The sequence below is a fragment of the Bradyrhizobium sp. 1200_D9_N1_1 genome (genome assembly GCF_052075915.1).
In the GTDB taxonomy this organism is placed as follows: Bacteria; Pseudomonadota; Alphaproteobacteria; order Rhizobiales; family Xanthobacteraceae; genus Bradyrhizobium; species Bradyrhizobium diazoefficiens.
Map to the genome: position 1 here is coordinate 4,615,965 of NZ_CP197226.1, position 25,453 is coordinate 4,641,417.

The following is a 25,453-nucleotide window of genomic DNA, read 5'->3' on the forward strand; positions in this document are numbered from 1 at the left end:
TTGGAAGCGGTGGTGTATAGCAGGACCGGAGCATAACTAAAGCCCACGGCGGACCTGCCAGGCCTTGCTTATGCTCTTGGCTCAGCCTCGCGAATTTGGCAGAAGGACCGCTGATTTCCCTACAGGATTTTCGTAATGACAGAACCGGTGGCAGCTGAGGTTGGGCGCGATTTCATTCGTGACATCATCCAGGCCGACCTCGATCAGGCCAAATACAGGGAGATCGTGACCCGGTTCCCGCCGGAGCCGAACGGCTACCTGCATATCGGCCACGCCAAGTCGATCGCGCTCAATTTCGGCATCGCCCAGGAGTTTCCGGGTCGCTGCCATCTGCGTTTCGACGACACCAATCCGGTCAAGGAAGAGCAGGAATATATCGATTCCATCCAGGCCGACGTGCACTGGCTCGGCTTCGACTGGGGCAAGAACCTGTTCTTTGCCTCGGATTATTTCGACCGCCTGTACGAATGGGCGGAGACGCTGATCCGCGACGGGCTCGCCTATGTCGACGACCAGACCCAGGAGGAGATCCGCACCTCCCGCGGCACGCTGACCGAGCCCGGCAAGAACTCGCCATTCCGCGACCGCAGCGTGGATGAGAACCTCGACCTGTTCCGCCGCATGAAGGCGGGCGAATTCCCCAACGGCGCGCGCGTGCTGCGGGCCAAGATCGACATGGCCGCGGGCAACATCAATCTGCGCGATCCCGTGCTGTACCGCATCCTGCATGCGCATCATCCGCGCACCGGCAACGCATGGTGCATCTATCCGAGCTACGACTATGCCCACGGCCAGTCGGACGCGATCGAGGGCATCACGCACTCGATCTGCACGCTGGAGTTCGAGGACCACCGGCCGCTCTACGACTGGTTCATCGAGAAGCTGCCGGTGCCGTCGAAGCCGCACCAGTACGAGTTCGCGCGGCTGAACCTGACCTACACGCTGCTCTCGAAGCGCGTGCTGACCCAGCTCGTGCGCGAGGGCCATGTCGCGGGTTGGGACGATCCGCGCATGCCGACCATGGCGGGCATGCGCCGTCGCGGTGTGCCGCCGGCGGCGCTGCGTGAATTCGTCAAGCGCATCGGCGTCGCCAAGGCCAACAGCGTGGTCGATGTCGGCATGCTCGAATTCTGCATCCGCGAGGAGCTGAACCGCACCGCGCAGCGTCGCATGGCGGTGCTGAAGCCGCTCAAGGTCGTGATCGAGAACTATCCGGAAGGGCAGACCGAGGAGCTCGAGGCGATCAACCATCCGGACGATCCCTCCGCCGGCACGCGGAAGATCACGTTCGGCCGCGAGCTCTATATCGAGCAGGACGACTTCATGGAGAACCCTCCCAAGAAGTTCTTCCGCCTGTCGCCCGGCAACGAGGTCCGGCTGCGCTACGCCTATTTCGTCAAATGCACCGGCGTGATCAAGAACGAGAGCGGCGAGGTGGTGGAGCTGCGCTGCACCTACGATCCCGCGACCAGGGGCGGCAATGCGCCCGACGGCCGCAAGGTCAAGGCGACCATGCACTGGCTGTCGGCGGCAGCGTCGAAGCCGGCGGAGATCCGCATCTACAACCAGCTGTTCGCGAACCCGAGCCCGGACGCCTCGAACTTTGCCGCCGATCTCAATCCGCAGTCGCTGGAGATTCTCAGCAATGCCCGAGTCGAGGCATCGGTCGCGGAGAGCAATTCCACCGAGCCGATGCAGTTCGAGCGCCAGGGATATTTCGTGCGCGACAAGGACTCGACGCCCGGCAAGCCGGTGTTTTCACGCACCATCGGCCTGCGCGACACGTTCGCGAAGGAAGTCGCGAAAGGTTGAGGCACTCATGAGCAGTGAGGCCGACGCCATCGTTTCCGCCATCATCGCGAAATGGTGCGCCGGCTTCGCAAATCTCGATGCGGCCGCGCTGTCGTCGCTGTATGCCAAGAGCGCGTTCTTCTTCGGCTCTAACCCGAAGCTCTATCGGGGCAGGGACGGCGTTGCCGATTACTTCAATGGCCTGCCGCGATGGCGCAAGCCGAGTGCTGCGTTTTCCGAGGTGCAGGCCGCGCAGGCCGGTCCTGATATCATCAACATGGCCGCGATCGTGTCGTTCGATTTCGCGGGCGAACGCCCGGAACTCGTCGTCAAGATGAGCTGGGTCATCACGCGCGAGGACGCCGACTGGAAGATCGTCAATCACCACGCCTCGTCGAGGGTCCCGATGATCTAGCAGCGGAGGGCTCCGCCCGTTCCGCCAGGTGCGCGGTCGCCGCCCGCTAGATGTCGTAGTAGAGATGGAACTCGTAGGGATGAGGTCGCAGGCGGATCGGGTCGACCTCCTTCTTGCGCTTGTAGTCGAGCCAGGTTTCGATCACGTCGGCGGTGAAGACGTCGCCGCGTAGCAGGAATGCGTGATCGCGCTCGAGCGCGTCGAGCGCCTGGTCCAGCGATCCTGGCGTGGACTTCACCTCCTTCGCCTCAGTAGGCGGGAGGTCGTAGAGATTCTTGTCGATCGGGCTGCCGGGGTCGATCTGCTTGTCGATACCGTCGAGGCCAGCCATCAGCATTGCCGCGAAGGCCAGGTAGGGATTGCAGGACGGATCCGGCGAACGAAACTCGACGCGCTTGGCGCGCGGATTCGGCGAATACATTGGAATCCGGCAGCAGGCGGAGCGATTGCGCTGGGAGTAGACGAGGTTGATCGGAGCTTCATAGCCCGGCACCAGACGCCGATAGGAATTCGTCGTGGGGGCGCAAAGCCCGCACAACGCCCAGGCGTGGCTCAATAGCCCGCCGATATAGTAGCGGCCGAGCTGGCTCAACTCGGCGTAGTCACCTTTGTCGTAGAACAGATTGGTCTCACCCTTCCAGAGCGATTGGTGAACGTGCATGCCCGAAGCGTTGTCCTCGAACAGCGGCTTCGGCATGAATGTCGCGGTCTTGCCGTGCTGATGCGCGGTGTTCTTCACCACGTATTTGTAGATCATCAGGTTGTCGGCCATCCGGGTGAGGGTGGTGAAGCGCATGTCGATCTCGTTTTGGCCGCCGGTTGCGACTTCATGGTGATGGGCCTCGATCTGGATCCCCAGAGATTCCATTGTCAGCACCATTTCGGTGCGTAGCGCCTGCATGCTGTCGGTCGGGGGAACGGGAAAGTATCCCTCCTTCGGGCGCGGTTTGTGGCCGAGGTTCGGCCCTTCCTCAGAGCCGGTGTTCCAGCTGCCTTCGCTGGAGTCGACTGCGTGCATGGCGTAGTTGATGCCCTGTGCGTAGCGCACCTCGTCGAAGACGAAGAACTCCGCTTCCGGGCCGAAATAGCTCGTATCGGCGCGCCCGGTGCCCTTAAGGTGGATTTCGGCTTTCTGGGCGATGTAGCGGGCATCCCGGCTGTAGGACTGGCCGGTCACGGGGTCGCGGATGTTGCAGATGAGAACCAGCGTTTTGGCCGGACTATAGGGGTCGACGAATGCCGTCGTCGGATCGGCGACGACCAGCATGTCGCTTTCCTGGATCTCCTGGAAGCCTCGGATCGATGAGCCATCGAATCCAATGCCCTCATTGAGTGCATCGGCATTCACCGCGCTCGGGGGGACGGAAAAATGTTGCCACACCCCCGGCAGGTCGGTGAACCGCAAATCGATCATCTGGACTTTCTCGTCCGTGATCGCCTTCACGAGGTCTTCGGCTGTCGTACATTTCGCAACCATGGCTTCGCTCCCAGGTCAGCGTCCCGAGATCGCGTAGCCGTTCGGCCGCAACCTGGCGGCTCGCGACGGACTGTGGTCCACGTTCGGCGTTGTCGCCGCAGTCAGGCAAGCTTCGCGCGACGGCAGTCAGCTTTGATGTGGCCCGCGCATCAGCTTCATCGCGTCTTCGATGTGCCGCCAGGTTTTTGCCAATTCGAGCTCGCCCTTCTGCTCGAGGTCGATGGCGTTTTGAGCGGCCTCCGCAATGGCCTTCGGGCCATGGGCTTCCAGCAACTGCCGCGCATAATCGTGGATTTCCATTTCTCGCATGGCGTCATCTCCCTCTTGTTCTGGGCGCGAACCGGGTGGGCCGAGAACGGCAGACATTGACACCTGTCAAGCGCCGATAGTCTGCATCCTGGTGCGCCGCACTTGCAAGGGCCCTTTCCGGGGCATGGGCGGCCGGACGGGGCGCCGGCTCCTGGTCGCGGCAACACAGCGCAGGTCGGAGGGATGATTCTTCATCGGCGCGCCCCCACATCAATACGAGAAGGGAGGTGAGCATCATGCGCATCCAACATTGGCAAGACGCTGGTAGCCTGTTGGTGGGCGTGTGGCTGGTCCTGTCGTCCTTGGTCCTCGGCTTATCCGGGGCTGCTGTCTGGATCACCATCGCACTCGGGCTCGGCGTCATGCTGTTTGCCGTGGAGGCCTTTGTCGTCCCGTCCTACCTGGAAGAGTGGGGCGAAATGCTGCTGGGCTTGGCTCTGGTGCTGGCGCCTTGGTCCATTGGCTATGAGCCGGTATCGGCCACGGTCAGCAGCGTATTGTCGGGCCTATTGGTGATCTTGCTCGCTGCTTGGGAATTGATAACCGATCGCGACTTCAGCACCTGGTGGCACGATCACTGGCCTCACCGCGCCGGCTGAGACGAGAGGTTGCCGGCTTCTCTCCGACCGCCATCGGCTGGCGGCCGGAGGAGAGGTGGTTACGTTACAATGCGGCTCTGGGCTCGATCGGTTGCCAGATGCTGATCTTGCGAGTCTCCGGCATCAGGAAGACCGCAAGCACGAAGCACACCGCAGGCACCGCAATCGGGTAGATCAGCGCGTAGCCGATGCTGCCGGTCGCGGCGAATGCCGCCGAGGTGATGAACGGCACTAATCCGCCACCCCAACCGTTGCCGATGTGGTACGGCACGGAGACCGACGTGTACCTGATCCTGGCGGGGAAGAATTCCGCCAGAAACGCGCCGACCGGCCCGTACACCATCCCGACGTAGCAAACCAGGATGAAGATAATGAAGATCGCGGTCGGATAGTTGATGTTGCCGGGCTGCGTGACCGTTCCCAGCCACAGATAGAGCGGATAGTACGTGATCGCAGCGAGCAGCATGCCGCCCAGGATCACCGGCTTGCGGCCGATCTGATCCGACAGCCAGCCGAAGAAGATCAGGCTCGGCGTTGCGATCAGCAGCGCGGCTCCCACGATGTAGGCCGAGGTCAGCGCATCCACCTTGGAGACCTGCTGCAGGAAGTACAGCGCCCAGAACTGGCCGCTGTACCAGACCACGCCCTGTCCGATCAGGACCACGATCGCGATCCCGATGTATTTGATGTTGGAGCTGAGGAAGGCCTCCTTCCACGGGTTCGTCGTCATTTGGCCGCGGGCCCTGATCTCCTGGAAGATCGGCGTCTCCTGGAGCTGGAGCCGAATGTAGATCGCGATGGCCACCAGCAGGAAAGACACCAGGAACGGAACGCGCCAGGCCCATTCGTCGAAGACCTGATTGCCGAACCAGGTCCGTGTCAGGACGATCACGGCCAGCGACACCACGATGCCGAGAGTCGGAGAGGTCTGTAGCCAGCCGGTGTAGTAGCCGCGCTTGTCGTCCGGCACATGCTCCGCGACATAGGTGATGGCGCCGCCATATTCGCCGCCCAGGCACAGACCCTGGATCATGCGCAAGCCGAACAGAACGAACGCCGCCGTTAGACCGATGGACTGGTAGGTCGGGATCAACCCGATTGCTCCCGTACCCAGTCCCATTCCGCTCAGCGTGATGAGGAATGTATATTTTCGTCCGACCCTGTCACCCATCCATCCAAAGAGGAAGGCTCCCAGGGGGCGGATCAGGAAGCCCGCAGTGAACAGAGCGATGGTGCTGAGGAGGGCTGCAACCGGGTGGGATTGCTCGAAGAACTTGACCGACAGAACGGCGGCCAGGCTGCCAAAGATATAGAAATCATACCATTCGATGACGTTTCCCACCGATGCAGCAACGATCACGCGGCGGAAATCGTGCGGTACTTGAACTGCCATGTGCTGCTCCTATCAAATTCAAACCCACTCCTCGCGCATTTCAGCGCCAGTTCGCTCGCGGAGTGCGTTTGGTGTGCGACGCTACAGGCGAGAATTGCGAGTTGCGTCCGCAACGCCTGGTCTCAGAGGAACCTTGAACCACCTGAGAAGAGCTTCGGCGGCCTTCGGTACCGCGAGCTGTCACGACCTGGCCCGTCTGTGCGGGGGAGGCGTGGAGAGCAGTTTAATCCTGCCAAGGCCGGCCCCTTATGAGACTTTCGGCTCAATCGACCCGAACCCAGGCTGCCCCGTCCAGAGACAGAACGGTCGCCCATCGCGCCGGGCGGTCGTGTCACGAATGAACGGAAAGGACCTCTCGGGCGTTGTGTGGGTCCCCAACGAGGAGCCCGCCATGCAGAACATTGCAGAGCATATGGAAGTCATCGGTGCCGACGGCGTCCACATCGGCACCGTCGACAAGGTCGAGGGCCATCGGATCAAGCTGACCAAGAAGGACAGCGGCGAGGGCAGCCACAGGGGCCATCATCACTTCATCGACAAGGGCCTCGTCGCCGGCGTCGAGGGCAACAAGGTCCGGCTGTCGGCCAAGGCGGATGTCGCCGTGACGATGGAAGAGGAAAAGTAGGGCTCGATCGAGTTCGTTCCTGATCTGTACCGCTATTCGCCGCCGTGCACGTTCCGGTAGCCTCGGCCTCCGTCGCGTATCGCAAGGTGCAGGGAATGGCGGAGCCGGGCCGGCCAGCACGGTCCCAAGGGATTGCGGGGACCTGGCCCGTTGGCCGGGCTGCTCCGGCCGGCGGGTTTGCGCCGGCGGGCTTTGGCGCCTGGCCCGCACTCGTCGAGGCGCTGCGCGCATGGATGCGCGCGGAGGCCGGCGCCGGGCGGCTGTTGCCGTGGGTGCCGGTCGCCTTCGGCAGCGGCATCGCACTCTACTTTACCGCCGATCACGAGCCGGTGCTGTGGGTCGTTGCCGCGATCGCGGCCGCGCTCATGCTTGGCGCCGTCCTGTTGCGGCGGAGCCGGCTGTTCGCCCCCGCGATCATGATCGCGGCGATTGCGGCCGGTTTTGCCGTGGCGACCTGGAAGACGGCGCGCATTGCTCACACCGTTCTCGCAAAACCGCTCTATTCGGTGGCGTTGTCGGGCTTCGTCGAGACGCGCGACATCCGCGAGCGCACCGACCGTTTCGTGCTGCGTGTCGCCGCGATGGAGGCGCAGCGGAGCGAGGTGAAGCTGGAGCGCGTGCGCCTCTCGGTGCGCAAGGGGACTGCGCCGGAGGTCGGCAGCTTCGTGCAGTTGAAGGCGCGGCTGATGCCGCCGATTTCGCCGGTGCGCCCCGGCAGCTACGATTTCTCGCGCGACATGTTTTTCCAGGGCATCGGCGCCTCCGGCTTCGTGATGGGGGCGATCGCGGCTGCGGTGCCGCCCGATGCCGGTGGCTTGCGGCTGCGCTATGCCGCCTTCATGCAGGGCCTGCGCGATGCGATCGACGCGCGCGTCCGGGCAACGCTCGAAGGCGACAATCGCGCGATCGCGACGGCGCTGCTGACGGGGCGGCGCGACGCGATCACCACGCCCGTCAACGATGCCATGTTCATTTCAGGGCTGGGCCATGTGCTCTCGATCTCCGGTTACCACATGGCGGTGGTCGCCGGCGTCGTGTTCTTCGCGGTCCGCGCGCTGCTCGCTCTGATTCCGGGACTGGCGGTCGGCTTCCCCATCAAGAAATGGTCGGCGGCTGCGGCGCTGGTGGCCGCCGCATTCTATCTGCTGCTCTCGGGCGCGGAGGTCGCGACGCAACGCTCGTTCTTCATGACCGCCGTGGTGCTGATCGCCGTCATGGTCGACCGACGCGCCATCACCTTCCGCACGCTGGCCGTGGCCGCGTTGATCGTGCTCGCGGTCGCGCCCGAAGCGCTGGTGCATCCGAGCTTCCAGATGTCGTTTGCGGCAACGCTGGGGCTGGTTGCGCTGGTGCAGATCGGCATGCCGAACCTGTTCGCTTCGCCCGATCATTCGGCGACCGCGCGCATCGCGATGTGGGGCGGCCGCGAGATCGCGATGCTGTTTCTGGCCTCGCTGATCGCGGGGCTTGCGACCACGCCCTATGCCGCCTTCCACTTCCACCGCGTCACCCCGTTCGGCGTGCTTGCCAACCTCGGGGCGATGCCGGTGGTGTCGGCGCTGGTGATGCCGGCGGGACTGCTCGGATTGCTCGCGGCGCCGTTCGGGCTCGACGGCGTGTTCTGGTGGCTGATGGGGATCGGCATCGACTGGATGGTCGCGGTCTCGCGCTGGGTGGCCGCGCTGCCGGGCGCGGTCGGCCGCATCCCGGCGTTCGGCATTGCGCCGCTGATCGCGGCGAGCCTCGGGATCATCGTGATGGGCCTGCTGCGCACGCCCTTACGCTGGTCAGGCGCGCTGGTGCTGTTGGTCGCGATCCTCTGGGGGCTGGCAGACCGGCAGCCGGATATTCTGATCGCCGGGGACGGCCAGAGTGTCGCGGTGCGGGGCAGGGACGGGCACCTGCAAATGATCCGGGCGAACAAGGACGGCTTTCTGCTGAAGGAGTGGTTGGCTGCCGACGCCGATCCGCGCGATGCCGGTAGTCCCTCGCTCGCCGCCGGCGTGTCGTGCGACGAGGCCGGCTGCGTGACGCCGCTCGCCGACGGGCGCCTGGTCGCGCTGGCCTTGCGCATCGACGCTCTGGCGGATGATTGCAGCCGCGCTGCGCTGGTGGTGACGGCGCGGCCGGCGCCAGCGGATTGTGTGGCGATGGTGGTCGACCGGCAGCGACTCGCCGCGCAAGGCGCGCTCGCGCTGACACGGCGTGGCGACGGCTTTGCGGTTCAGGCGGTGAAAGCGAGAGGCACCGATCGTCCGTGGTCGCCGGCGACCGCCGGCGAGGGCGATTTCAGCGCGAGCCTTGCGCCGCAGGCGGCGGCCCCCCGTAACCGGGACGCGACGCCGTCCGAGGCCGACCTGCAGGCCGAGGATTGAGCGGACGGGCTATAGGTACCAGGCCAGCACGGCTTCGAGCCCGGCACTCCCGATTACCGGCAGGGCCACCATCTGGCTCAGTCCGATTGCGCGGGCCTCCGCGGCTGCGGCCGAGCCGTCGTGCCCGAGATCGTCGTTGAGCGCGGGCATTCCGGTGGCCCAGGCTCCGCCGATGCTGCCGTCGCCCCTGGCGATGGATTTGTCCGCATAGAGCGCGGCAAGGTCTGTCTGCGCGCTGCAATCGCCGGCGCGAAAGACCAGTGCCGAACGGGCCTCGTTCGGCACCCAGATCTCGAAGCGTCGCGCAATCGGCGTCGCCTGTGCGGACAGGAAAGTCAGCACCCAGGTCTGGTCGGTGCCGGTCCGATAGGGCACGCCGACGCCGAGATTGATCCCGACCTCGGCGGCGTCTTCCCAGCGCAGAAAACTCCTGGCGTTGTGCAGGTCCTTGATGATCAGCGGCAGGCCCGCTTTCCAGGTGCGTCCGGGCAGACCGAAGCCGCGGGGAAACCTGGTGTGGCGGGAGTTGAATTCGAACATGTCGGCGGTGCCATAGTAGCCGTCGACGAGCCCCATCTCGTGGGAGCTATCGGGATCATTGTGCCAGAGCTCGATCGCGCCGACATGCGCCTCGTCGTCGCCGCAGAACAGCACCATGACGGCCTGCAAAAACTCGCCTGAAAACACCGGGACCGCCACGCCGCAGGTGAGGCCGGCCGCGAGCGCCTGGTCGGTCCGCTTGAAATAGGAGTTGGCGAATTTAGTGAGGATCACGGGATGGCCGCTGGCCCAGGCCTTGCCGGGAAGGCCCTCGTCGTATCCGAAGCGCAAGTCCTCGCTCACGGCCTTGAACGCAGACAGCCCTTCGCCGTAGAGGCCGCCGCCGAATTCCAGCCGCATACGCGTCCGGTCCGGCACCCAGAGTTCAACGACGCGAATGAAGGTTTTCATCGAACGTGTCCGCCGCCTCAAGCCTTTGACAGCATCGGCGATCTGGCCGCGGAACGGACGTTCAAAATTCAGGCAGGGCCGCGCAAACTTCGTGCGATGGGCAGGTGCGAGCCTGATCTCGGCGGAAGATTCCGGAAGACGCAAATCATACCATCTCGCCGGCCACGGCCGGCGATGGCAATTTCAATCCCGGCCCCGACCTCTGCGCCGGGGGGAGGTACATCAGCCGATCGGCAGGCGTGTGATCGTCGGCCTGTCAGCGATGATCTCCGGCTTGTGTTCACGCTCGCCGGCCGGCTGGGTCACCGGCAATTGCAGCACGGTCGCGCGCTGGCCTTCGACGAGTTGCGTCACGAGTACGTATTTGCCGTCGGGGAATTCGATCGCGTCATGATGGCGATCGGGAATGTGCGGATCGATCTTGCCGAACTTGCCGACGCGGGAGTTGATGGTGCGCGTCCAGATCCAGCGATTGTCGTAGCGGACGTTGTCGGCGAAGGCGAGCTCCGTTCCCGGCAGCAGGCAGACCGCGACGGACATGTCGGCCTCGGAGGCGAAGCCGCGCGTCGAGGTGCCGCGGAAGGTGGTCGTGACGATCGTCTCGCCGACTTGTGCGGGACGCGTCGCGACGGCATGCAGGCTGTAGTCACACATCGGGTGCTCCTCATTCAGGGATAGCGACCCGCGCCTCCTTCGGAGGCACTGGCCTCTATCAGAGTGGAAGCATGTTAGCGTCTTCTTGGTTGTAGGCAAATCTGCGGCTTGGGTCCGCAGGCTGCCATCACAATATCTTTTTCAAATGCCTCAGGAACAAAAACCGCTTCCGTGCATTTGGCGTGCGTCTCCGTCAGCGACCAGCAGGTGCCGACCAGCCCGAATATTGCCAGGCGGGTTGCGACGGCTGCGCGACGGCGTTGCGGGCATTGCGCAATTGCTCGCTCGTCGTCTGCGTTGCCTTGCGGACATGGTGCGACTGTGCGGCGAAGGCTTGCGACGCGGATGCTACGAACAGCGCCACCGTGACGGTGCTCAAAACGATCTTGCGCATTGATTGTCTCCTCGCTCTCCAGGGCCACGAAGCGATGAGGGCTTCGTGCGGCGTGGCGAGGATGTAGCGCTAGCGGGGGGCCGGATAATCTGAGCAAAACCAGAAAGACTATCCAGCCGGAGCGGACAATCGTCCGCTCCAATCGTCAACGCGCGGGTCGCCAACCGGCGGGGCGCGCTTTAGGTGATTGCTTGAGCATGATCTCCGCGCAAGCGCGTCCTGCGCTTGTCGCGAGGGAAAACCGCTGCGCACTTTGCGCTAACGCGGCCCTCCAGTCCGGATCACACTCAGTACTTCCGGTACAGGCCGATCAGCTTGCCCTGAATCTTCACCCGGTTGGGCGGCAGGATGCGGACCTCATAGGCCGCATTGGCGGGCTCGAGCGCGATCGAGGCGCCGCGGCGGCGGAAGCGCTTCAGCGTCGCTTCCTCGTCGTCGATCAGCGCCACCACGATGTCGCCGGTGTCGGCGCTCTCATTGCGCTGGATCAGCGCCATGTCGCCGTCGAGGATGCCGGCTTCGACCATCGAGTCGCCGCGCACTTCGAGCGCGTAGTGCTCGCCCGAGCCGAGCATGTCGGGCGGTACGCTGATGGTGTGGCTGCGGGTCTGCAACGCTTCGATCGGCGTGCCGGCCGCGATGCGGCCCATCACCGGCACCGCAACGGGGCGTTCGCCCTCGTCCGCGCTGGAGCTCGCTCGCACCTTGCCGAGATTGCCCTCGATGACGCTCGGCGTGAAGCCACGGCGGTTGCCAGCGGCGGCCTGCAGCTCGGGCAGCTTGATCACCTCGATCGCGCGGGCCCGGTTGGGCAGGCGCCGGATGAAGCCGCGCTCCTCCAGTGCGGTGATCAGGCGATGGATGCCCGACTTCGAGCGCAGGTCGAGCGCGTCCTTCATCTCGTCGAAGGAGGGCGGCACACCGCTTTCCTTCAAACGCTCGCTGATGAATCGCAGAAGCTCGTATTGTTTGCGCGTTAACATCTCGACCAAATCCCCCGGTTGATGTCGTTCGATTCCGAGACGGTGAATTCAGCGGCGAGCCGCCAGATGCTCGAAACAAATCATGAACGGACACTATATGTTCGATATGTGTTCCGCAACTGCTTAATTTACCGTGAACGCGACAAAGTTCGCGGAACGCGCAGGACCAGTGCGTTCAGGCGGGCAGTCGCAGCACCTCGCAAGGCGCGCCTGCCTCGGCCTTCGGCGCGAACGGCGCGCGCACGAGAAGTGCCTGCGCCGCAGCGAGATTCGCAAGCAGCGAGGAATCCTGATGATTGACGGGAAGGGCGACAAGCATGCCGTCGTCGCGCCGCTCCAGGCGCGCACGAAGATAGTCCTCGCGCTGGTCATTGGCGCCAACATCGCGGCCGAGCACGGCGCGCTCGCGACGATGGTGAATCACGGCGCGGCCCGACAGGGCGCGAATCAACGGCACCATGAACAGGAAGCCGCACACATAGGACGACACGGGATTGCCGGGCAGGCCGATCACCCCCATCGCCCCTAGCCGGCCGTGCATCATCGGCTTGCCCGGCCGCATCGCGATCTTCCAGAACGCCATCGCAATGCCTTCGGCCTTCAGCGCCTGCTGGACCAGATCGTGGTCGCCGACCGAGGCGCCGCCGATCGTGATCAGGATGTCGGCGCCGCTCTCTCGGGCACGGCGGATGCCGGCTGTGGTGGCCTCCAGCGTATCGGCGGCAACGCCGAGGTCGATGGTATCTGCGCCCTCCTGGCGGGCGAGGGCGTGCAGGGCATAGCCGTTGGAATAGACGATCTGGCCGGGGCCCGGCGTGGTGCCCGGCATCACCAGCTCGTCGCCGGTGGCGAGGATCGCGACCTTCGGACGGCGGCGGATGGGCAGGTCTGGATGGTTCATCCCGGCGGCGAGCGCGAGGTCGCGCTCGGTGAGCCGGGTTCCCTTGCGCAGGAGCACGTCGCCCTCGCGGAAGTCGACGCCGGCGGGCCGGATGTGCCGACCGGCGATAGCGGCTTCCTTGATTGTGATGCGCTTGCCCTCGGCGACCGTATCCTCCTGGATCACGACCGCGTCCGCTCCGGCGGGAACGACGCCGCCGGTGAAGATTCGCACCGCTTCGCCGGCGCTGACCGCTCCCGCGAACGGCCGGCCCGCCGCGACCTCGCCGATCATGGTGAGCTGCGCGTCGACCCTGGCCGCATCGGCTGCGCGCACGGCGTAGCCGTCCATGGCCGACATCGCCTCGGGCGGCTGGGTACGCCGCGCCGCGACGTCGCGCGCGAGCACGCGGTGGTAGGCCTCGTCGAGGGGAATCATCTCTTCAGGCAGCGGCTCCGCGCCGGCCAGCACCGCGGCGAGCGCGTCAGAAACCGGCATCAAGGCCACGGCGAAACTCCTGCTCGGAAAGTCTGGACGAATGGGCGGCAAGAGTTCTAGCCGAGCGCGGGCGATGAAGCAAAATGGGACCGGATCAGGATTTATCCTGCTTGATCCGTCCAGTCATGAGGGACCGTCAGCTCTGCCGCGGCATGATCTGACGGACGAGAAAGACGGGAACGAGCGTGGCCATGGCAAGGACGACAATGACGGGAGCCACGGCCAGCATCGGTCAACGACCGGTCTGGCGGTCCGGACGGAGGTCCGGCGCCACGTCGGGAGCCACGTCAGGGGGCTTGGGGCCTTGATCCTTGTCGGGCAGCGGATCGGCCTGGGATTTCAGGTCGGCGGCCTTGCTGATCAGCTTGGCGGAGAGGTCAGAATCCGAAGTCGTTCTGGCGAATTCGAGCAGAAGAGAGGCTTGTTTGGTGAGGTAGGTCTTGCCCAACACGATGATACGTCCGTCTGTAGAAGTCCCAACGGACTCAAGAGTCCGGAAGCGGGCATTCCGTTCCCGGAACTCTGTATAAAAATGTACAAAGCGATTTGGTTCCTCATCTCGGCCAGATCGGTTCCGGGAGCTCCCCGGTTTCACCCGCCGGCCGATGCGTCTCGATCAGATTCCCAGCGCCTCGAGCGCGTCGCCGACATCGCGGGGCGAGGTCACATGCACCGCGGTCAATCCGCGCGCCCGCGCTCCCTCGACGTTTTCGGCGAGGTCGTCGAAGAACACGATGCGCCTGGCGGGCACACCGATGGCCGCCACGACATGGTCGAACGCCGCCGCGTCCGGCTTGCGCAGGCCGATGCTGGACGACAGGTACAGCTCGCGGAAATGGCCGAGCAGGTCGGCGTATTCCTTCGAGAAATGGTCGACATGCGGCCGGTTGGTGTTGGAGAAGGCGTAGAGCGGCATCTGCTTCGCCGCACGCGGCAACAGCTCCGCGACATCGGGCATCTCACCCGCGAAGATCGCGTTCCAGCCCTCGAGGAATTGCGCATCCGAGATGCCGATCCCGAGCGAGGCGCGTAGCGAGGCGAAATACTCCTCGTCGCTGATCTTGCCGACCTCGTGCAGCCGATACGCCTCGCTGTCGCGCACATAGCGGGCAATGATCGCCTCCGGCTTGCAGCCGGCGTGTCCCGCCCAGCAGGCGATCGCCTTGGAGAAATCGATGTCGAGCACGACGCGCCCGAGGTCGAACAGAAGCGCATCCGCGCTGCCGGGAGAGAGCGAGGTCATTGCGTCCTTTCGGATCAGTACCGGTAAGGTTCGTGGTCGAACAGCGGGAACGCGCTGAACACGCTCGGCGTGTTCGTCGCGGTGGCCGGATGCAGGCAGGACTTGTTGACCTCGGCGAACGAGGTGGCGCCCAACAGGCCGAGGCAGCGCAGCACCTCGTCCTCCAGAAGCTCCAGCATCCGCGTCACGCCGGCTTCGCCGGCCGCCGCCAGCGCCCAGCATTGCAACCGGCCGATGCCGACGAGGTCGGCGCCCGCCGCGATCGCCTTGACGATGTCGGTGCCGCGGCCGAAGCCGCCATCGACCATGATCTTGGCGCGGCCCTTCACGGCCTCGACGATCTCAGGCAGCACATGCATGGCGCCGCGGCCGTGATCGAGCTGGCGGCCGCCATGGTTGGAGACGTAGATCCATTCGACGCCGTGATCGAGCGCGATCAGGGCGTCCTCGGCGGTGGCGATACCTTTCAGGATCAGCGGAATCTTGAACTTGTCCTTGATCATCTTCACGGTCCGCCATTCCAGGCCTTTCTGGAAATCGCCGCCGGTGGCGCGCAGGCGGCTCTCGCGAACGTAGCGCTTGGCGATGTCACGTTCGCGACGGCTGTAATGGGCGGTGTCGACGGTCAGGCAGAAGGCGGCGTAGGCGTGCTTTTCGGCCCGGCTGACGACATCGGCGACGAAGGCGTCGTCGCCGCGCACGTAGAGCTGGTAGAGACGCAGCGCGTCGGGGGCGGCTGCGGCGGTCTTCTCCAGGCCAGGCTCGGACACCGAGCTCAGCATGTGCGCCGCCCCAAAGGTGCCGGCGGCGCGCGCGACGCTCGCGGCGCCATCCGGATCGAAGATCTCGAGCGCGCCGACAGGGGCGAGCACCACCGGCAGGCGCATCCTGCGGCCGAACTGCTCGACGGAGCCATCGACCTTGCGCACGTCGCGCAGCACGCGCGGGCGAAAAGCGATCTCGTCCAGCGCCATCCGGTTGCGGCGCATCGTGGTCTCGGTCTCGGCGGCGCCGACGATATAGTCCCAGGCATTCTGGTTGAGGTTGGCGCGTGCTTTGCGGATGAATTCGTGCAGATTCTGGAACGGCTCGCTGCTGGCGCCGAGTTCGACGTTCCTTTCCGGCTGGATGCGGGGTTTTTCGTTCATTATTATCCTCCCGAGAATTTGAAGCCTTGTTTCATCGCCTAACCCGTCCGGCTCTCCAAAACCATCCTAAAATCGCATAGCTGCGAGGCGCGGGTCGATCGACCGATTCCTGCTTTGCATGAAACGGTTTCGGAACGTTGCCAAAAGTTTAGGTCCGGGCGAAGGGATTTTTACGGTGTACCCGCCGGCGCGGCGTCCCGGCCTTGAAGAAACCAGAATGGTATTGTGAGAAGCGGGCTGGATCGCCATTTGCATGGCGCCTCCCAAGCCCAAGAGAACCGCCAAGCAAAAAGGCCAGCCTATCCATGCGGAAAACCCTGCTGTTCCCCCTGGGCGCGCTCACCGGAGCGTGTTTGACCCTTCTGGTAGCCAGTCCGCACGGCGGAGTATGGGCGGCACGGGCGGCAGCGGGCGCGGATGATGCCTATTCACAGCTCAACTTGTTCGGCGAAGTCTTCGAGCGCGTGAAGGCGAGCTATGTCGAGAAGCCCGACAACGCCAAGCTGATCGAAGGCGCGATCACCGGCATGGTGACCTCGCTCGATCCGCATTCGCGCTACATGAACGACAAGGCCTGGACCGAGATGCAGGAGACCACCTCCGGCGAGTTCGGCGGGCTCGGCATCGAGGTCACGATGGAGGAGGGCCTGGTCAAGGTCGTCTCGCCGATCGACGACACGCCGGCGTCCAAGGCCGGCATCATGTCCGGCGATCTCATCAGCAAGATCGATGGCGATGCCGTGCAGGGCATGACGCTCGAGCAGGCCGTCAACAAGATGAAGGGCCCGGTCGACACCAAGACCAAGCTCACCATCGTGCGCAAGGGCGCCGACGCCCCGCTTGACATCGCGATCACCCGCGAGATCATCCATGTGCGGCCGGTTCGCTTCCACGTCGAGAATGGCGACATCGGCTATATCCGCGTCACATCGTTCAACGAGCAGACCACCGACGGCCTGAAGAAGGCGATCGCGGCGATCTCCAGGGAGATCCCGCAGGAGAAGCTCGCGGGCTATGTGATGGACCTGCGCAACAATCCGGGCGGCTTGCTCGACCAGGCCGTGTCGGTGTCGAGCGCGTTCCTTCAGCGCGGCGAGGTGGTCTCGACCCGCGGCCGCAATCCGGAGGAAACCCAGCGCTTCACCGCGCATGGTGGCGACCTCACCAAGGGCAAGCCGCTGGTGGTTCTGGTCAATGGCGGCTCGGCTTCGGCCTCGGAGATCGTCGCCGGCGCGCTGCATGACCACAAGCGTGCCACGATCATCGGCACGCGCTCGTTCGGCAAGGGCTCGGTGCAGACCATCATTCCGCTCGGCGCCGGCAATGGCGCGCTGGCGCTGACCACGGCGCGCTACTACACGCCGTCCGGCCGCTCGATCCAGGCCCAGGGCATTGCGCCCGACATCGAGATCCTCCAGGACGTGCCGCCCGAGCTGAAGGGCCGGATGGATACCATGGCGGAGTCCCAGATGCGCGGCCACCTGCAGGCTGCCGACGGCACCGAGCAGACCGGATCGCAGTCCTACGTCCCGCCGAAAGAGGAGGACGACAAGGCCCTGCACGCGGCCTACGACTTCCTGCATGGCGTCACCGCGAATGCGGTCGCGGCCAAGCCCGCGCCGAAGGCTGCGGTGCCGAACTAAATCCTGCGACGTCCAGATAATCGCCCGGGAGCGGATGACCGCTCCCGGGCGAATTCGTTTTGAGGCTGGCGTGTCAAAGGCGGAGCGCCAGGATTTCGAATGTGACCGCTGTCGAAGCACCGAAAGCGGTGAATTGTTGCAATTGATCATCGACCGTAACGACGGCCTCGATGATGTTCACGTTGCCATTGAGGGAGGGTGACGAGGCCTGGATGACACGATCTCCAACCTTGAGGCCCGGCGCAGCGACGGTGCCGGCCGATGACAAGCCGGTAACTGTGACCACGACATATCCGGAAATCTGAGCCATCTTGCGCTCTTTCCTGGAACGAGTTGAACGGACCTCGTCTTACAATCAGTTCAAATCTCAGTCGACGGGTCTGATCAATTGCGAGCTTAGGACATAGGGCTCGCGGTGATCCCGCGGCTCGCAAGCCGCGAGATCACAGCGCGATCGTCATTGCTCCTTCTTCGGGCCCATGTGATGCGGGACTTCCGTCTTCGGTCCGCCGCCGTAATGGTGGCTGCCGCCCGATCCGCTGGTCGATCCGCCATCGCTCTCTTTCTTGCCCATGTGGTGCGGGACCTCGGTCTTGGGCCCGCCCGAATAGTGGTGGCCGTTCTTCTCATCGGTGGTGTTGGTCGTGCTCGTCTGCGCCAAGGCGGGCAACGCGACGAGCGACATGATCGCGGCAGCGACGATCAGCTTGCGGTGACTCATTCTGGTTTCTCCTGTTTGAACTTGTCGAGTTGGTGTCAATCAAGTCCCGGTGGCTTGACTGAGAGGCAACCAAACCCGGAGCGCGATTGTCTAGGTTGAGCAAAATCAAATGTCGACGCGCGCACTTGCGTGCGCCGATGCGTGGATCGTCGAGTTGCAGCAGGCGACGGGAAGCATCGATCTTCTTACAGAAAAAAATTGCATCGATCTCGCGAATTCGATGGCTTCATGTCGTGCCCTCGATCACTTGCAGTGCCGGTAAGAGGCGGTGCTGGAAAGAAGCCGATGTCGATCGAATGACTTGAGGACGAGAGGCGTCTCAACTCATTACAAGACCGCGCGAAAAAAAGATTTGGCCGGTGCATCGCTCGAGTTTGATGTCCGTCAAAAGGGCATCAACGACGCGACCTAGCGTGCCGGCTCGCGAGTGGATAGAGCATCGCGGCGCGGTTGCGATCCGCAAACATCGCGCGAGAATGGGAAGCACGCTCTTGATTGACGAGACGATCCAGGTGGCCGGTCGGCCGCTGCAAGTTGCATTTCTGCTGCGCCGCCGGCTCTGGGAGACGATCACGATCAGATCGGTGCTGGCCAAGCCCCGGCGCGATGTCCGGCTGGATTTGTTTCGCGGTCTGGCGAACTGGCTGATCTTCCTCGGACACATTCCGAATTCGGTGCTGGTCTGGTTCACGACGCGCAATTACGGCTTCAGCGACGGCGCCGATCTGTTCGTGTTGATCTCCGGCTACACCGCGACGTTCGTGTTCGGCACCATGATGATGGAGCGTGGCTTCGTCATCGGGGCAACCCGGCTGCTGCGGCGAGTATGGCAGCTCTATGTCGCCCACCTTCTGCTGTTCTTCGTCTATCTCACCGCCGTGCATTACCTCGCGCACAGGTTCGACGACCTTCACCTGATGGATCAGTTCAACGTCGCGCCGCTGATGGACTTTCCCGTCGAGACGCTCTCGCAAGGCCTGGTCCTCAAGTTCAAGCCGCTCAATCTCGACGTCCTGCCGCTCTACATCGTGCTGATGGCTGCGTTTCCCGTCGTGCTCTGGTTCATGTTGCGATGGCGGAACGCGGTGATGATCAGCTCGTTCGGTCTCTATCTGGCCGCCCGCCATTACGGCTGGAACTTGCCCGCCTATCCGGCCGGGGTCTGGTATTTCAATCCGTTTACCTGGCAACTGCTCTTCGTATTCGGGGCCTGGCTGGCATTGGGAGGGGCGACCGCAAGTCGCTGGCTGCTGTCGTCCCGCACGCTCCTTGTCATGAGCGGCGGCTTTCTGCTCTTCGCGCTTGTGATGACACTGGCCGAGCGAATTCCCGAGCTCAGGGGCTACCTCCCCGAGGGACTCGTCGCCGTCTTCGTACCGAACGACAAGACCAATCTCAGCCCCTATCGGGTCGTTCATCTGGCGAGCCTGGTGCTCATCGTCGTCTCGCTCGTTCCGATCGATTGGCCGGGACTGAAGTCTCCTTTCCTGCAGCCGTTGATTCGATGTGGCCAGCAATCCTTGCCCGTGTTCTGCGTCGGTCTCTTCCTTTCGTTCATCGCGCATTTCCTGCTTGATTTTGGATCGGAGGGAATCCCGGCTCAGCTCATCGTTGGAGCCGCGGGCCTCTGGATCATGACGGGCGTTGCCTACTACCGGACCTGGTCGAAGGGCGTGGACAGAAGCCGCTCGTCCGGGCAGGGCGGGGAGGCGGGCGAATGATAACTTCCGAGTTGGTTTTCACCGAGGACGTGCAGGGCGTCATCCTGCATGGCCTGCACTGGACCGCATCGACGATCGAGCTGCTTGGCGTGGTGGTGATCGTGTGCGGCGTGGTTGCCGCAACGGTCTGGTCGTTGAACGAGATGCGGCGCGGTGCGCCTGCAGACGCATTTCGTTCCTATCGCGCGAACCTCGGTCGCGGCATCCTGCTTGGCCTCGAATTCCTGATTGCCGCCGACATCATCGGAATGGTCGCGATCGTGCCGTCGTTCGACCGGCTCGGCATCCTGGCCTTGATCATCGTGATCCGCACCTTCCTGAGCTTCTCGCTCCAGATTGAAATCGAGGGGCGATGGCCGTGGCGAAGGCATGACAGGGAGGTGAGCGATGCAGCACGCAGCGGCCTTTGACACCTCCGTGCGTAAGAGTTTCCGGCGCGTCGCGTCTATATGGCCTGACCCGCACCTCGCTGCCCTCATCGCCGAAATCGATGAGCAGACGACCATCCGAATCAAACCCTGGAGAATGACCATGAATCGTCCGAAGAAATTTGTCGTGAGCGCAGCCGCCCTTGCCGCCCTCGTGCTGGGTCCGGGTGGACTGTCGTCCGCAGTCGCTGCAACCGATCTGACTCGCGTCGCGATGATGGACGACGACAAGATGTCGAAGATGCCCGCACCGTCGGATTCCAGCGGCAAGATGAATACGGGACAGCCATCGGGTCAGCCGCAGAACATGAGCGGCGGTCAGATGAACGACGACAAGATGAAGATGCCGCCGCAAGGCCAGATGCGGGACTGCCAGGGCGCCGGCTGCCAGGACAATTCCGGCATGATGCAGATGATGCAAATGATGGAGAAGATGATGCGCGGCCAGATGAGTTCGTCTGGCAGCAACGGCGCGATGAGTGGCCCGGCGGACGTGACCGAGCGGCTCGAAGGGCGGATCGCATTTCTGAAGGCGGAATTGCAGATCAGCGACAAGCAGGTTGCCGATTGGAATAATGTGGCGGATGCCTTGCGGTCGAGCCGGCAGCACCTGCTGGATGCGCGCAAGATGCTCGCGATGGATGACAGGCTGGGAAGCGCGGACCGTCTGGAGCATTACGAGCGGCACCTGTCCGAGCGCCTGGAGGCGCTCAAGGCGGCTCGCGTGGCCTTCACGCGGCTCTACGCGTCGTTGAACGAGAGCCAGAAACAGACCGCAGACACGATCCTGCTGCCTCTGATTGCGTCGTTCTGAGCGCTGGAATCGAGAGCGAGATCATGTTCGGTCTGCCCCTTCGATGTCGAGCCGGCCTGTCTGCGCTCGTCGTCCTCACGAGCCAGCTTGTGGCGAATGCCGCGCTCGCATCGGACTTCGGCCTCGGCCGCGCGCATCCGACAGGGCAGGTCGCTCAGGGTTGGGAGCTGGCGCAGGCAGAGGACGACCACGCCGCACATCATCCCGCAGCGTCCGGCTCCGCAGGCGGTGCGGCCGGCGCGCCGCCCGGCGGCGCCACGCCGGGGATGATGGGCGGAATGGACGGCATGATGGGCCGGCCGCGCAAGGAGTTTTATCCGGCATTGATGGAGATGCCGTCGCTGTCCGCCGAACAGCGGAGCAATCTGGAGATCCAGGCGCGCGAGCGGATCAGCGCGGAGACCGATCGCTTGGCGGGTGCTGAGATGGATCTGCGGCACGCCATTGCCGGGAGCGACATCGTTGCCGCGGATCAGGCGGCGCGTCGGCTTCGCGAATCCCTGAACGCCGTCCAGAGTGGCGTGGTCGCGCTGCGCTCGCTGCACGAGGGCAAGCCGCCGCAGCAAATCGCACAGGCCTGGTTCAAATCGCAGATGAACCTCCTGCCTCAGCGCGGCGCCATGGATGCGGATGACGGCACGCCAGGGGTCTCCTGGTTTCACGTCACGACCATGGCGCTGCTGGTGCTGTTCTCGCTCGCGATGCTTGCCGTCTACCTCGCGCGCATGCGCCGGGCGAACGCGCTGGTCGACCGGCTGACGCGCGCTGCGGTCGCTCCGGCTGCTGCCGCGCCCCTCGTGTCCCCGCCGGCCGCCGGCGTGCCGAACGACAAGCCCGAGGCGACATCCTCCCAGGAGACAGATCGCCATCCGCGGCGGGTTGAGGCGAGCCGCTCCTGGAAGGGCAAGCTGAGGATCTGCGCGATCTATCAGGAGACACCGAACGTGAAGACCTTCCGTCTGCAAGCACCAGACGGCGGCGCGATTCCGTTTGCATTCCTGCCGGGACAGTTCCTGACCTATGCCATCGAGATCGACGGACAGGCCGTCAGGCGTTCCTACACGATCGCATCGTCCGCCGCCCAGACCGCCTATGTCGAGACCACGATCAAGCGCGAAGACGGCGGGCTTCTGTCCGACTACATGCATGGCCACCTGAAGGAGGGAGACCTCGTTGAAGTGGCGGGCCCCTCAGGCGCCTTTACATTCACGGGCGTGGAAGCCGACAGCGTCGTCCTGATCGGTGGCGGGGTCGGTATCACGCCGCTGATGGCGGCGATCCGGTATCTCTCGGATATTGCATGGCCCGGCCAGATCTACCTCGTCTATGGCGCGCAGACGACCGAGCAATTCATTTTCCGGGACGAGCTGGAATATCTTCAGCGCAGGATGAGCAATCTGCACGTCGCGGCCACGATGGTGCGGGCCGCGGGCACGTCGTGGATGGGAAGCGAGGGGCAGATCACGGCCGAGTTCCTGACGCAGGCTGTGCCCGATCTCGCCAGACGACGCGTTCACCTGTGCGGTCCGCCCGGAATGATGGACGCGCTCAGAAAGACGTTGATCGGGCTCGGCGTGCCGCGCGAGCAGATCAAGACGGAGGCCTTTGGGCCGGCCCGCGGCGCCGTTCCACCTCCCGGCAAGGTCGCGGCCGAAGCGCAAATGCCGGCCGCCGAGGCGAGCAATCGAGGGGCTGCGACAGTCGGTCCTGCAACAGCCACCATTCGCTTTGCGACATCCGATAAGGTTGTGGCGCTGCCTCCGGACAAGAGCGTCCTGGAGGTGGCCGAGAGCGCGGGCGTTTCGATCGATTATTCCTGTCGGGTCGGGGTCTGCGGCGTCTGCAAGACGCATCTGTTGCAAGGAAACGTCACGATGGAGGTCCAGGACGCCTTGACCGCAGACGATAAGGCGAACGGTCTCATCCTGGCCTGCCAGGCGAGATCGGTCGGAGATCTGGTCGTCGAGGCCTGACATGATGGATGGGAGAGAGCGCCTGATCGCCGACGTCGTTCTGGCGGCCCTGTTGCTGCTGGTGCCGGCTTTCCTGCTGCACTCCGACAGCCGGTTCGCAGGAAGCCTGGCGGGCTTTGTCCTCGGGGCCGGTGCGGCCGTGCTGATGGTTCTCCTTCTCGTGTATCCGATGACGAAATACAGCGTGGGTTTGAAGGTCCTGGTCACGCGAGGCGTGTCGATGCCGACGCTCCTGGCGTTTCACGCCTATGCCGGAATCGTCGCAGCATTCTTCGCGCTTCTGCATACCGGTCACAAGTTTCAAAGTCCGCTTGGGATTGCCCTGGTGACCAGCATGCTGATCGTTGTCGTCACCGGATTTGTCGGGCGGTACTACCTGCCGCAAACCGCGATGGAGCTGCGCCAGCAGCAATCGCATCTGGCGACCTTGAGGTCGGCCTATGAGCACATTGCGTCGGCGATGTCGTCGCCCGATCGTGTGGTCCGTGAGGGGGACGCCGTGCCTGCATCGACGTTGCCGAATGTGCCCCTGCTGCAACTCGTCGATGGTATTTCCGATCTCGAATCGGCTATCGGATCCAGCGAAGCAATCAAGAAGATCTTCCTGAAGTGGATCGGGCTGCATGTCATGGCGGCGATCGTCATGTATGCGCTGCTGGCGGTGCATGTGGCGGCCGAGGTCTATTACGGGCTGCGGTGGCTGGCGTGACGATCAGGGGCGTGCTCTACGCCGTGGTCGCGACACTGGCCGTCGCAAGCGCGGCCGTCGTATCGATCGCTCTCTATCGGGGCAGCTCCGAGCTAGTCCCGGGCTGGACGAGATTTGTGATGCCCGGGCCGCTGTCCGGGAAGCACGCTTTTCTGTCCGACAGATGCGAGAGCTGCCACACGCCGGTCAGGGGCGTCGACGCAGCGGCCTGTATCTCCTGTCACGCGCCTTCCGCCGCGGATCTCGCCAAGCAGTCGACGGCGTTTCATGCCGCGGCGGGCACTCAATGTTCCGGCTGCCATCTCGAGCACATGGGCGAGTTGCGGCCGATCAGGATGGACCACGCGGCACTGCTGCAAGTCGCGGCGGCCGGCTCCGGCACGAAGTTGTTCGACCGGTCCGCAGCCGATCAACTGACTGCGGACCTGAAGGAGTTTCTCGGCCGGCCAAAGTCAGAACGGCGGGAAAAGGCTGCGCTCGACTGTGCCAGCTGCCACAGCAACCGGGAGCCGCACCGCGAATTGCTCGGACGGGACTGCGCGGATTGCCATGGGCTCGTGTCCTGGAAGATCGCCGGTTTCCTGCACCCCTCGCCGACTTCGAGGGACTGCGCCCAATGCCATCAGGCGCCGCCGAGCCACTACATGGGCCACTTCGTCATGATGGATCGGATGATCACGGGACAGGAGCACGCATCGGTCGATCAATGCTTTCTGTGTCACAGAACCGACTCGTTCAACGACATCAAAGGCGTCGGCTGGATGAAGCACCATTGACGGATTCGGTCGCGCGACGGAGAGGGGTGCAATATATTACAGGGCTCGACGAAAGAAATCGGGAGCTGATTTCCGCGCCGCATCTGGCACGGCGCACGACTCTCATCGCCGTTCTTGCAATGTCGAAGCCGCGAGCGTCGTTTTCTGTTGGCCGTCACTGCAACCAGAGCTATATGTTTCCGGTCGGGACAGCAGGTGCAGGGATGATTGGCTTGCGAAAGCCAAGGCGAAGATGGTGGGGATGGCTTGTCGCCATCGCTTACCTGCTCGCGTCGATGACGCCGTCCCTCGCGATCTCGATCTCCCTCGACGTAGTGATGCAGTGCGACCATCCGAGCGATCAGCCTGGAGATGCGCATGAGCACGATCACGCTGGCGGATCGGCAGTACATTCGCATGACGTTGCGATGGCCGGGGATTGCGACGACGACGACCATGACCGGCCCGGCGAGCGGCATGCGACCTGCTGCGGCTCGGTGCTTTGCTTCAGCGCCGTGTGGCCGCAAGCTCCGGCCGTTGCGGAGTTCGTCGTGCCGCGCTCGCGCTGCGAAGCGCAGCCTGACGTGATCGGCGACGAAGGCACGTTCCGTCGCCACTACCGGCCCCCCATCGCCTGAGATAGCTCCTGAAACCCGGACTGCGTCGCTCCAGGTGCGAGCGCGGATCGACTCGTCTGCGAGAGGCACGTTGCCATGCGGATGACGACGATGCGCGCCAGGACCTCACACGCGGCGGAGTGACGGCGCCGGCCTCGGTGCTGTTCCCGCACGCTGCGTGCTGAGAGGAAGAACGCCGAAAGAGCGATCGCCGGTTTGCGGAAACAGAGGTCGCCACGTGAGCGCCGCTGTCGCAGCGATCGCTCGCGCCCCCTGTTCGGGAGGCTGCCGCACCGGCTGATGGCAGCCGCGCCGTCGCGTTCCCGCTCCAACGAAG

General features: G+C 64.1%; 26 protein-coding genes. 13 read left to right on the forward strand and 13 right to left on the reverse strand.

Going from position 1 to position 25,453, the window contains the following annotated elements; all coding sequences use genetic code 11:
- The first annotated feature begins 135 nt into the window (after positions 1-135).
- Entirely contained in the window at positions 136-1,812 is a 1,677-nt protein-coding gene (locus tag AB5K84_RS22225) for a glutamine--tRNA ligase/YqeY domain fusion protein (RefSeq protein WP_011087605.1), read from the forward strand.
- A 7-nt stretch (positions 1,813-1,819) separates the two neighbouring features.
- Entirely contained in the window at positions 1,820-2,206 is a 387-nt protein-coding gene (locus tag AB5K84_RS22230) for a YybH family protein (RefSeq protein ID WP_038967846.1), read from the forward strand.
- 46 nt (positions 2,207-2,252) lie between these two features.
- Here the strand turns inward: AB5K84_RS22230 and glnA are convergent, their stop codons facing one another.
- Positions 2,253-3,683 (reverse strand): type I glutamate--ammonia ligase, encoded by a 1,431-nt coding sequence (glnA, locus tag AB5K84_RS22235; protein ID WP_011087603.1) that lies wholly within the window; start codon positions 3,681-3,683, stop codon positions 2,253-2,255.
- Positions 3,684-3,809: 126 nt separating this feature from the next.
- Positions 3,810-3,992: a hypothetical protein gene (locus AB5K84_RS22240; RefSeq protein WP_028171775.1), complete on the reverse strand. Its 183-nt coding sequence runs from the start codon at positions 3,990-3,992 to the stop codon at positions 3,810-3,812.
- Positions 3,993-4,228: 236 nt separating this feature from the next.
- Between AB5K84_RS22240 and AB5K84_RS22245 the strand changes: the two genes are divergently transcribed.
- The gene (locus tag AB5K84_RS22245) at positions 4,229-4,591 is read left to right on the forward strand and encodes an SPW repeat protein (RefSeq protein ID WP_051000403.1); all 363 of its coding nucleotides are present in this window, start codon (positions 4,229-4,231) and stop codon (positions 4,589-4,591) included.
- Positions 4,592-4,655: 64 nt separating this feature from the next.
- Here AB5K84_RS22245 and AB5K84_RS22250 read toward each other — a convergent pair whose 3' ends face one another.
- Positions 4,656-5,984 carry an MFS transporter gene (locus AB5K84_RS22250; RefSeq protein ID WP_011087600.1) on the reverse strand — a complete coding sequence of 443 codons (1,329 nt, stop codon included), beginning with the start codon at positions 5,982-5,984 and terminating at the stop codon, positions 4,656-4,658.
- Positions 5,985-6,375: 391 nt separating this feature from the next.
- On the opposite strand from AB5K84_RS22250, the gene AB5K84_RS22255 reads away from it, so the two are divergent.
- Positions 6,376-6,609 (forward strand): DUF2171 domain-containing protein, encoded by a 234-nt coding sequence (locus AB5K84_RS22255; protein WP_038967854.1) that lies wholly within the window; start codon positions 6,376-6,378, stop codon positions 6,607-6,609.
- 95 nt (positions 6,610-6,704) lie between these two features.
- The gene (locus AB5K84_RS22260; RefSeq protein ID WP_063921625.1) at positions 6,705-8,984 is read left to right on the forward strand and encodes a ComEC/Rec2 family competence protein; all 2,280 of its coding nucleotides are present in this window, start codon (positions 6,705-6,707) and stop codon (positions 8,982-8,984) included.
- A gap of 9 nt (positions 8,985-8,993) precedes the next feature.
- On the opposite strand, the gene AB5K84_RS22265 is transcribed toward AB5K84_RS22260, so the two are convergent.
- From AB5K84_RS22265 to AB5K84_RS22300, 8 genes are all read right to left on the reverse strand, one after another.
- Positions 8,994-9,935: a GAF domain-containing protein gene (locus AB5K84_RS22265; protein WP_011087597.1), complete on the reverse strand. Its 942-nt coding sequence runs from the start codon at positions 9,933-9,935 to the stop codon at positions 8,994-8,996.
- 222 nt (positions 9,936-10,157) lie between these two features.
- Positions 10,158-10,589, reverse strand: coding sequence for a hypothetical protein (locus tag AB5K84_RS22270; protein ID WP_028171781.1), 432 nt, complete (start codon positions 10,587-10,589; stop codon positions 10,158-10,160).
- Between the two features lie 193 nt (positions 10,590-10,782).
- Positions 10,783-10,983, reverse strand: a complete 201-nt coding sequence (locus AB5K84_RS22275; RefSeq protein ID WP_038967213.1) for a hypothetical protein — start codon at positions 10,981-10,983, stop codon at positions 10,783-10,785.
- A 287-nt stretch (positions 10,984-11,270) separates the two neighbouring features.
- Positions 11,271-11,966 (reverse strand): transcriptional repressor LexA, encoded by a 696-nt coding sequence (gene lexA, locus AB5K84_RS22280; RefSeq protein WP_011087594.1) that lies wholly within the window; start codon positions 11,964-11,966, stop codon positions 11,271-11,273.
- A gap of 175 nt (positions 11,967-12,141) precedes the next feature.
- A complete protein-coding gene (locus AB5K84_RS22285; protein WP_011087593.1) occupies positions 12,142-13,353 on the reverse strand; it encodes a molybdopterin molybdotransferase MoeA in 1,212 nt (403 codons plus the stop codon).
- Between the two features lie 223 nt (positions 13,354-13,576).
- Positions 13,577-13,795, reverse strand: a complete 219-nt coding sequence (locus AB5K84_RS22290) for a hypothetical protein (RefSeq protein ID WP_038967214.1) — start codon at positions 13,793-13,795, stop codon at positions 13,577-13,579.
- A 165-nt stretch (positions 13,796-13,960) separates the two neighbouring features.
- Positions 13,961-14,587 (reverse strand): HAD family hydrolase, encoded by a 627-nt coding sequence (locus AB5K84_RS22295; RefSeq protein WP_011087592.1) that lies wholly within the window; start codon positions 14,585-14,587, stop codon positions 13,961-13,963.
- A gap of 14 nt (positions 14,588-14,601) precedes the next feature.
- Complete coding sequence (locus tag AB5K84_RS22300) at positions 14,602-15,735, reverse strand: alpha-hydroxy acid oxidase (protein ID WP_011087591.1); 1,134 nt, start codon at positions 15,733-15,735, stop codon at positions 14,602-14,604.
- 305 nt (positions 15,736-16,040) lie between these two features.
- On the opposite strand from AB5K84_RS22300, the gene AB5K84_RS22305 reads away from it, so the two are divergent.
- Complete coding sequence (locus AB5K84_RS22305; protein ID WP_011087590.1) at positions 16,041-17,378, forward strand: S41 family peptidase; 1,338 nt, start codon at positions 16,041-16,043, stop codon at positions 17,376-17,378.
- 73 nt (positions 17,379-17,451) lie between these two features.
- Here the strand turns inward: AB5K84_RS22305 and AB5K84_RS22310 are convergent, their stop codons facing one another.
- Both AB5K84_RS22310 and AB5K84_RS22315 read right to left on the reverse strand, forming a co-directional pair.
- Positions 17,452-17,688 (reverse strand): hypothetical protein, encoded by a 237-nt coding sequence (locus AB5K84_RS22310; protein ID WP_011087589.1) that lies wholly within the window; start codon positions 17,686-17,688, stop codon positions 17,452-17,454.
- A gap of 147 nt (positions 17,689-17,835) precedes the next feature.
- The gene (locus AB5K84_RS22315; RefSeq protein WP_060912373.1) at positions 17,836-18,099 is read right to left on the reverse strand and encodes a hypothetical protein; all 264 of its coding nucleotides are present in this window, start codon (positions 18,097-18,099) and stop codon (positions 17,836-17,838) included.
- Positions 18,100-18,590: 491 nt separating this feature from the next.
- On the opposite strand from AB5K84_RS22315, the gene AB5K84_RS22320 reads away from it, so the two are divergent.
- From AB5K84_RS22320 to AB5K84_RS22350, 7 genes are all read left to right on the forward strand, one after another.
- Entirely contained in the window at positions 18,591-19,820 is a 1,230-nt protein-coding gene (locus AB5K84_RS22320) for an OpgC domain-containing protein (RefSeq protein WP_063921624.1), read from the forward strand.
- Positions 19,817-20,230 carry a DUF1622 domain-containing protein gene (locus AB5K84_RS22325; protein WP_011087586.1) on the forward strand — a complete coding sequence of 138 codons (414 nt, stop codon included), beginning with the start codon at positions 19,817-19,819 and terminating at the stop codon, positions 20,228-20,230. The genes AB5K84_RS22320 and AB5K84_RS22325 overlap by 4 nt, the downstream gene beginning before the upstream one ends.
- Positions 20,208-21,062 carry a Spy/CpxP family protein refolding chaperone gene (locus AB5K84_RS22330; protein WP_011087585.1) on the forward strand — a complete coding sequence of 285 codons (855 nt, stop codon included), beginning with the start codon at positions 20,208-20,210 and terminating at the stop codon, positions 21,060-21,062. Before AB5K84_RS22325 ends, AB5K84_RS22330 begins: the two co-directional genes overlap by 23 nt.
- A 23-nt stretch (positions 21,063-21,085) precedes the next feature.
- Positions 21,086-23,035, forward strand: coding sequence for an FAD-binding oxidoreductase (locus AB5K84_RS22335; RefSeq protein ID WP_011087584.1), 1,950 nt, complete (start codon positions 21,086-21,088; stop codon positions 23,033-23,035).
- Position 23,036: 1 nt separating this feature from the next.
- The gene (locus tag AB5K84_RS22340) at positions 23,037-23,744 is read left to right on the forward strand and encodes an iron reductase (protein WP_011087583.1); all 708 of its coding nucleotides are present in this window, start codon (positions 23,037-23,039) and stop codon (positions 23,742-23,744) included.
- Positions 23,745-23,863: 119 nt separating this feature from the next.
- Complete coding sequence (locus AB5K84_RS22345) at positions 23,864-24,520, forward strand: class III cytochrome C family protein (protein WP_236842063.1); 657 nt, start codon at positions 23,864-23,866, stop codon at positions 24,518-24,520.
- Positions 24,517-25,137: a hypothetical protein gene (locus tag AB5K84_RS22350; protein WP_133415021.1), complete on the forward strand. Its 621-nt coding sequence runs from the start codon at positions 24,517-24,519 to the stop codon at positions 25,135-25,137. Before AB5K84_RS22345 ends, AB5K84_RS22350 begins: the two co-directional genes overlap by 4 nt.
- Positions 25,138-25,453 lie beyond the last annotated feature (316 nt).

What these genes read in the sequence shown, in the direction of transcription:
- AB5K84_RS22250 (WP_011087600.1), bottom strand. Translation starts at nt 5,984, where the DNA reads ATGGCAGTTCAAGTACCGCACGATTTCCGCCGCGTGATCGTTGCTGCA.
- AB5K84_RS22345 (WP_236842063.1), top strand. Translation starts at nt 23,864, where the DNA reads ATGCCCGGGCCGCTGTCCGGGAAGCACGCTTTTCTGTCCGACAGATGC.
- AB5K84_RS22265 (WP_011087597.1), bottom strand. Translation starts at nt 9,935, where the DNA reads ATGAAAACCTTCATTCGCGTCGTTGAACTCTGGGTGCCGGACCGGACG.
- AB5K84_RS22295 (WP_011087592.1), bottom strand. Translation starts at nt 14,587, where the DNA reads ATGACCTCGCTCTCTCCCGGCAGCGCGGATGCGCTTCTGTTCGACCTC.
- AB5K84_RS22310 (WP_011087589.1), bottom strand. Translation starts at nt 17,688, where the DNA reads ATGGCTCAGATTTCCGGATATGTCGTGGTCACAGTTACCGGCTTGTCA.
- AB5K84_RS22225 (WP_011087605.1), top strand. Translation starts at nt 136, where the DNA reads ATGACAGAACCGGTGGCAGCTGAGGTTGGGCGCGATTTCATTCGTGAC.
- AB5K84_RS22325 (WP_011087586.1), top strand. Translation starts at nt 19,817, where the DNA reads ATGATAACTTCCGAGTTGGTTTTCACCGAGGACGTGCAGGGCGTCATC.
- AB5K84_RS22340 (WP_011087583.1), top strand. Translation starts at nt 23,037, where the DNA reads ATGATGGATGGGAGAGAGCGCCTGATCGCCGACGTCGTTCTGGCGGCC.
- AB5K84_RS22300 (WP_011087591.1), bottom strand. Translation starts at nt 15,735, where the DNA reads ATGAACGAAAAACCCCGCATCCAGCCGGAAAGGAACGTCGAACTCGGC.
- glnA (WP_011087603.1), bottom strand. Translation starts at nt 3,683, where the DNA reads ATGGTTGCGAAATGTACGACAGCCGAAGACCTCGTGAAGGCGATCACG.
- AB5K84_RS22260 (WP_063921625.1), top strand. Translation starts at nt 6,705, where the DNA reads ATGGCGGAGCCGGGCCGGCCAGCACGGTCCCAAGGGATTGCGGGGACC.
- AB5K84_RS22315 (WP_060912373.1), bottom strand. Translation starts at nt 18,099, where the DNA reads ATGAGTCACCGCAAGCTGATCGTCGCTGCCGCGATCATGTCGCTCGTC.
- AB5K84_RS22305 (WP_011087590.1), top strand. Translation starts at nt 16,041, where the DNA reads ATGCGGAAAACCCTGCTGTTCCCCCTGGGCGCGCTCACCGGAGCGTGT.
- AB5K84_RS22275 (WP_038967213.1), bottom strand. Translation starts at nt 10,983, where the DNA reads ATGCGCAAGATCGTTTTGAGCACCGTCACGGTGGCGCTGTTCGTAGCA.
- AB5K84_RS22330 (WP_011087585.1), top strand. Translation starts at nt 20,208, where the DNA reads ATGCAGCACGCAGCGGCCTTTGACACCTCCGTGCGTAAGAGTTTCCGG.
- AB5K84_RS22255 (WP_038967854.1), top strand. Translation starts at nt 6,376, where the DNA reads ATGCAGAACATTGCAGAGCATATGGAAGTCATCGGTGCCGACGGCGTC.
- AB5K84_RS22270 (WP_028171781.1), bottom strand. Translation starts at nt 10,589, where the DNA reads ATGTGTGACTACAGCCTGCATGCCGTCGCGACGCGTCCCGCACAAGTC.
- AB5K84_RS22240 (WP_028171775.1), bottom strand. Translation starts at nt 3,992, where the DNA reads ATGCGAGAAATGGAAATCCACGATTATGCGCGGCAGTTGCTGGAAGCC.
- AB5K84_RS22230 (WP_038967846.1), top strand. Translation starts at nt 1,820, where the DNA reads ATGAGCAGTGAGGCCGACGCCATCGTTTCCGCCATCATCGCGAAATGG.
- lexA (WP_011087594.1), bottom strand. Translation starts at nt 11,966, where the DNA reads ATGTTAACGCGCAAACAATACGAGCTTCTGCGATTCATCAGCGAGCGT.
- AB5K84_RS22245 (WP_051000403.1), top strand. Translation starts at nt 4,229, where the DNA reads ATGCGCATCCAACATTGGCAAGACGCTGGTAGCCTGTTGGTGGGCGTG.
- AB5K84_RS22335 (WP_011087584.1), top strand. Translation starts at nt 21,086, where the DNA reads ATGTTCGGTCTGCCCCTTCGATGTCGAGCCGGCCTGTCTGCGCTCGTC.